Source organism: Fibrobacter sp., from assembly GCA_012523595.1.
In the GTDB taxonomy this organism is placed as follows: Bacteria; Fibrobacterota; Chitinivibrionia; order Chitinivibrionales; family Chitinispirillaceae; genus JAAYIG01.
This window is the reverse complement of the sequence record JAAYIG010000130.1, coordinates 1-5,737: the sequence shown is the minus strand read 5'-3', so window position 1 is coordinate 5,737 and position 5,737 is coordinate 1. Positions and strand designations below refer to the sequence as shown.

Annotated in this window: 4 protein-coding genes; 2 read left to right on the top strand and 2 right to left on the bottom strand. The window is 42.5% G+C overall.

Annotation, left to right across the window (positions count from 1 at the left end; all coding sequences use genetic code 11):
* Positions 1–180: hypothetical protein (locus tag GX089_08950; GenBank protein NLP02608.1), on the bottom strand; the 180-nt coding region annotated here is incomplete at its 3' end.
* A gap of 40 nt (positions 181–220) precedes the next feature.
* On the opposite strand from GX089_08950, the gene GX089_08945 reads away from it, so the two are divergent.
* A complete protein-coding gene (locus tag GX089_08945) occupies positions 221–3,283 on the top strand; it encodes a TolC family protein (protein NLP02607.1) in 3,063 nt (1,020 codons plus the stop codon).
* 145 nt (positions 3,284–3,428) lie between these two features.
* Positions 3,429–4,199, top strand: coding sequence for a hypothetical protein (locus GX089_08940; GenBank protein ID NLP02606.1), 771 nt, complete (start codon positions 3,429–3,431; stop codon positions 4,197–4,199).
* 111 nt (positions 4,200–4,310) lie between these two features.
* Here the strand turns inward: GX089_08940 and GX089_08935 are convergent, their stop codons facing one another.
* A complete protein-coding gene (locus tag GX089_08935) occupies positions 4,311–5,078 on the bottom strand; it encodes a hypothetical protein (GenBank protein ID NLP02605.1) in 768 nt (255 codons plus the stop codon).
* Positions 5,079–5,737: the final 659 nt, after the last annotated feature.

Below are 5,737 nucleotides of genomic sequence, written 5' to 3'. Positions count from 1 at the left end.
GGGAACCTTAATTGGTATCTCTCCAAGGCTGCTTTTCAGGGTCTTTTCTGAATAGCCGTTTCGGCTGTTGGTGGTGCCTTTTTCGCGGTAATCCCATTTGGAATAGCCAAGGTCATTCTCAAGTTCACCGGTGCTTACCAGCATACCGATTCCCAGTGCCAGCCCCCCAAAAGTCATCATGTTGGTTCAAAGGGGTCGCAGATTATCGAAAATACAGAAAATGTTTGTCAGTTCAGAAAAGTTCTATCAAAGGATCGAGTCATACTATGGAAGAATGATCTCATGGGCACTTCATCACAGAAAAATCGTTCTGTTATGTACAGTACTGCTTTTTATTGGATCGATCCTGATGATTCCACTTGTAGGAACTGAACTGATGCCGGCTTCTGATGAGGGGGAAGTAAGGGTTGATGTTGAAATGGAAGTAGGAGCCAGAATTGAACCTATCGACAGCGTAGTATTACAGATTGAATCTATTATAAAAAGAGAGGTTCCTGAAGCTGAGCACATAATATCAAATACAGGTGGCAGTTGGAGATCAGGGGGAAATACCGGAAGTATAAGAGTTGCCCTGGTAGAAAAATCAAAACGTTCCAGGTCTGATTCTGAAATAGCCAACAGTTTGCGAAAAACACTTTCAAACATACCCGGTACAACTATTCGTGTTCGTGAAGGGCAGGGGCTGTTTATAATGCGTATGGGAAGCGGTGGCAGGCAGGAAGTTGAAATCGAAGTTCGCGGCTATGATCTGGAAACTGGGGAGACTCTTGCAAATCAGATTTCAAAACTGGTCGAGTCGGTTGACGGTGTTACTGATGTTGATATCAGTCGTGAAGAAGGGATGCCGGAGTACGATATAATAATCGATCGGAAAAAAGCTGCAGATCTTGGTCTGAGTGCATCAAGAATCGGTTCTGCAATTGAAATAGCAATGGGGGGCAGACAGGCCTCATTTATTCGTCGTGAAGGAAAGGAATATCCGATTATTGTAAGGTTGACAGAAGAGGACAGGAAAGATATTGGACAACTGAAAAATCTGACAATATTAAACAATAATGGAAAGGCGATTCCGTTATCTGCTGTTGCACAGTTCCACGAAGGGTCGGGGCCGCTGTCAATTGAAAGAAGGGACAGAGAAAGGATAATAACAATTGATGCAAACTATTTCGGACGGGACATGGGCTCTGTTGTAAATGATATACGAAATGTAATCCGGCAGGTCAGTGTACCATCTGATTTTGCTGTAATTATCAGAGGTGATTATGAAGAACAGCAGAAGGCACAAAGAGAACTTTTGGTTGGATTGTTACTTGCAATTCTTCTGGTTTATCTTGTAATGGCAGGTCAGTTCGAATCTTTCAAGGATCCGCTTATTGTCCTTTTTTCAATACCGGTGGCACTGATAGGTGTAATAGGACTTTTATACATTACTGCAACACCTTTTTCGGTTCAGGCATATATCGGATGTATCATTCTTGCAGGTATAGTTGTGAATAATGCCATTGTACTTATTGATTACATTAACCGGCTTCGGAGGAACTATAAATATGAGCTTTTCAAGGCTATTGAAACTGCCGGTGTCCGTCGTTTACGGCCGATCATGATGACTGCATTGACAACAGTTCTTGGTCTGCTGCCGCTTTCACTTGCATTGGGTGAAGGTGGTGAGGCTCAGGCACCAATGGCGCGTGTGGTTATAGGCGGATTGTTAACGTCAACAGTTATTACTCTTATTCTTATTCCTGTTATCTATTCGTATATTGAAGAGAAACATATTAAAAGAAGGATGAAAAAAGCTGATGAACTCAAGGCTATCGTACCGGCAATCCTGTTAACATTCCTGATTACACCCTTTTTTACAACTTTGAATGCTGAATCAAACGATACTTTAAAATTGTCGTTACAGGATGTTCTTCATCGGGCGGCGAACAATAATCCGCTTGTCAGAATTGAAAAAATCGATCTGGACATTGCGAAAACTGTTGTCAGGGAGAACAAATACACATTTGAACCTGTGGTTTCCGGTGAGGTTAAACAGGATTATAACCTTTCGGGTGAACCGCAAAAGCCTGATTATCAGGGGTTGGTGGCAGTTGAAGGAGTTCTGCCGACCGGAACCGGAATAAGACTGCAGGGTTCTGGTGGCAGGGTTTCCCAAAGCAGATCAAGCCTGAATGCAGGAGTGGGGGACAATACCGGAGCTTCCGATATTTATCAGGGTAACTATGAACTGAAGTTTACACAGGCACTTCTTGCCGGAGGTGGTCTGGGTGTAAACCTTGCTCCTTTGCGAAAAGCAACTCTGGATATGGATATTGAGAAGGAGGAGCTGGCAGGATATGCACAAAATCTCCTGTCTCAAACAGAGCAGGCTTACTGGGGTCTTTACCTGGCAGTGCAGGAGGTTGCTATTCACCAAAGATCTCTTCAGCTTGCAGAGAGGCTTTTATATGAGTCGCAGGAACGTTTGAATGTCGGGTACATTGCATCACTTGACCTTGTTGGAGTGAAAGCTGAAGTTGCATCAAGGAAAAAGAGTCTTATTGATGCACAAACTGTTTGCTTGCAGAAAAAATATCAGCTTGCCTATCTTTTAAATGATTCTGTTTCTATCTGGAATGAAAATATTGTTTTGATTGATAAACCACCGAAACCTGAATTGTCCGATTCTCTTGACCTGTATATCGAATCTGCCCTGAAATATCGTGCAGATTTAAGACAGGCCAATTATCTTCTAAGGAAAGGTGAACTTGATATTGTAACAACACGAAACGGACTTTTGCCCAAACTGGACCTTTTCATTTCTCTTTCCGGAACCTCTTATGCCAACTCATTTGGTGATATGTTTAATGAAGGAGATTCGGACAATGATAACAGAATAGCAGCAGGATTGTCTTTGTCGTACCCTGTAACAAATGGAAAAGCAAGGAGCCGGCATAACAGGGCAATGCTGTCTCGCGAAAAATATCAGTTATCAATAAAAAATCTTGAAAATCTGATTCACCTTGATGTTCGGGTTGCCTGGTCTGAAGTCAAGAGGACTTATGAGCAGATTGAAGCTGCGAGTATTGCTCTTGAACTTCAGGAACAGAACAGTATGGCAGAACAGGCCAGACTGAATGCCGGAAAATCTACTGAGTATATGGTTTTACAAAAACAGCGTGATTTAATTGCTGCTCAACTGGACAAGGCAAGAGCAGAGGTTGAATATATAAATGCAATAACGAATCTATATCTCAAGGATGGTACACTCCTTGAGCGGCGGGGTGTTAATTCCTTGTAAATGATTCCATGTGGCCGACACTTAAGTGTCCGATAGAAATCTTGAGATTTCTCTTTATCTATAGTATCATGTAACCATGTATCGCGTATGTCTTATAAATCCACCAGGCTACAAACACAGCTCCTGTTTTCTGGAGCTTGCAGTATTGCTGAAATCATCTTTTGTTTCTCTGGGAATCCCATGTGATATCACTGTTAACGAGCCATCTATTGACAGTATCAACATAATACTGGGCGGTCATTTAATTCAGAACATCTCGGCACTGAAAAGTTTTCGCTACATTCCCTACCAGCTTGAGCAACTGAATGCAATTCAGGGATTTTACACTCAAAACTTCCATGACTACCTCAGTTGTGCGGTTACCGTTTGGGACTATTCACATCAGAATATTTCTTTCCTCGACAGCAAAGGTATTAAGGCCAGATATGTTCCCATCGGGTATCACCGGAACCTGGAACAGATATCTCAGGATCATGAAAAAGAATATGACGTACTCTTCTACGGAAGCACAGGACCACGGAGGAATACCATTCTTCAGAAACTCATCGAAGAAGGTGTAAAGGTAAAGACATTGTTCGGAGTTTACGGACCGGAACGGGACAGAGAAATAGCAAAATCAAAAATCATCATCAACATTCATCAATACGACACAAAAATCTTCGAAACTGTAAGAATCTCATATTTGCTGAATAATAGCTGTTTTGCAGTATCTGAAAACTCGCCACTGAACCCCTACAGCGGTCTTGACATTCCCCTGGTGCCCTATGAGGAACTGGTGCAGACCTGCAGCATGTATTTACAAAAAGTAATTGCCCGTGAAAAGATACGTTTACGCTGTTACAGGCAGTTCAGAGAAAAATACGATATGACAGAGATACTGCGGAAAGCTCTGCAAAATAACACTCCCACAGACTAAAAGAGGTCGAAACCTCAGAAGTACAGTCACGACAAAAAAGCTCATCTGCCGGGATCAGAAAGGCCCACTGCCGGGCAAAAGATTACCCCTTGGCTGAAGCACTTACTTCGGTCAGACAATCACATTCTGCTGAACCTTTCCTTTCAAATCATAGTTTGAAGCTGATTGACGCTTATCAGGCGAGGGGTCAGGCACAGAACTGACGCATGATGCTGGAAGTTCTTTTTCGTATTTCTGCGCAAAGAGTTTTGCTGCTTCATGCCATGCCGGATCGTTTTTACCGGCAGAGAAATGCTGAAGCATAATGTCCCAGGTAACTATACATTTATGTGTTTTCCGCACCTGCATGCAGATATCAAGGTCATAGAAATGAAAGCCCCTGAAAGTCTTCTCATCGAAGCTTGCCCGGGAAAAAAGTTCCTTTCTGATTGCAAAGAACAGGCCATCAACAGCAACCACTTCGGAATCGTTTTTATCCCAGGAGAAAACAACAAGTATGAATCTTTCGCCTCTGTCCAACTGGTGAATCACCCTGCCTTTTAAAAAGGGCTGCCCGGCAATATGCCACCGCAGGTCATCCTTGAAAAGATACTGAGTACCTGCAACACCAATCAGCCCTGTGGATGAGTCTTGTAAAAATTTACTCTCAAGATTTTTTCCCCACCCCTCTTCCATGAAAAAAACATCTTCATGAACAAACACCAGAATCTCCCCGGCAGCCTTCTGTACTCCCATGTTATAGGCAGCACAGATTCCCATCTCACCCTTGCGGTTGTCGATTCTGATATACTCGTTGTCACAACCGACAGTTTTCTGCACATTACGCTGATGGAAATCCCATTCAGGAGCTTGCCGCGAACACACAATCACGCTAATCATAATTCATCCCATACTTAAGCCATTAAAGGTTCTTTTTGCTCTTCCTGTTTCTCTTCTGCACCACTTTCCTTTTACTGACAGGTAATGCTTTTTTTGGGTTTGAACTGGATTTGCCTTGAAATCATTCGACAGGCAGACTGTTTTTGTCTGCAACAACCTGTTTTTCACCAATTCATAACCCGGCAATAATTTGAAAATAGGTGAAATGATGATCTAAGTGCAAAAAAAAGCAAGATCAGGATATAGCTATAATTAGGATAGGGGTCGGGCCAACCTTTTTCTATAAAAATCAAAGCCTTACAAGAAGTCGTCATCGCCTTCCCAATAAATCCCGTTTTCTTCATTATAGAGACCCTCTCCTGTACCGCTTTTATAAAAAGCACTGAATTATCTTAGATGCCATATACTCTGAATTTCTGTATCTCCGGAATCAGTTCCAAATTTTGTTGGTGGGTAGCTGGGAAATATTTTTTTAAGCTGCCTGCGCGGCAGAACAGGAGCTGTTCACTTAGCATAGGGGGTCGGGCCAAAAAATTATCAGTTTATTAAAGGTGTTTAAAATAAGTAAGAGGGAAATAAAGTAAAAGAGAGTACCTCATTTGCTCGTTCCCGAAATGGATATGTCCGGTTTCAATCCACGCTCCCGTGAAGGAGCGACT

Excerpts from the sequence above, each read along its gene's own strand:
- GX089_08935 (NLP02605.1), bottom strand. The coding sequence starts at position 5,078 with ATGATTAGCGTGATTGTGTGTTCGCGGCAAGCTCCTGAATGGGATTTC.
- GX089_08945 (NLP02607.1), top strand. The coding sequence starts at position 221 with ATGTTTGTCAGTTCAGAAAAGTTCTATCAAAGGATCGAGTCATACTAT.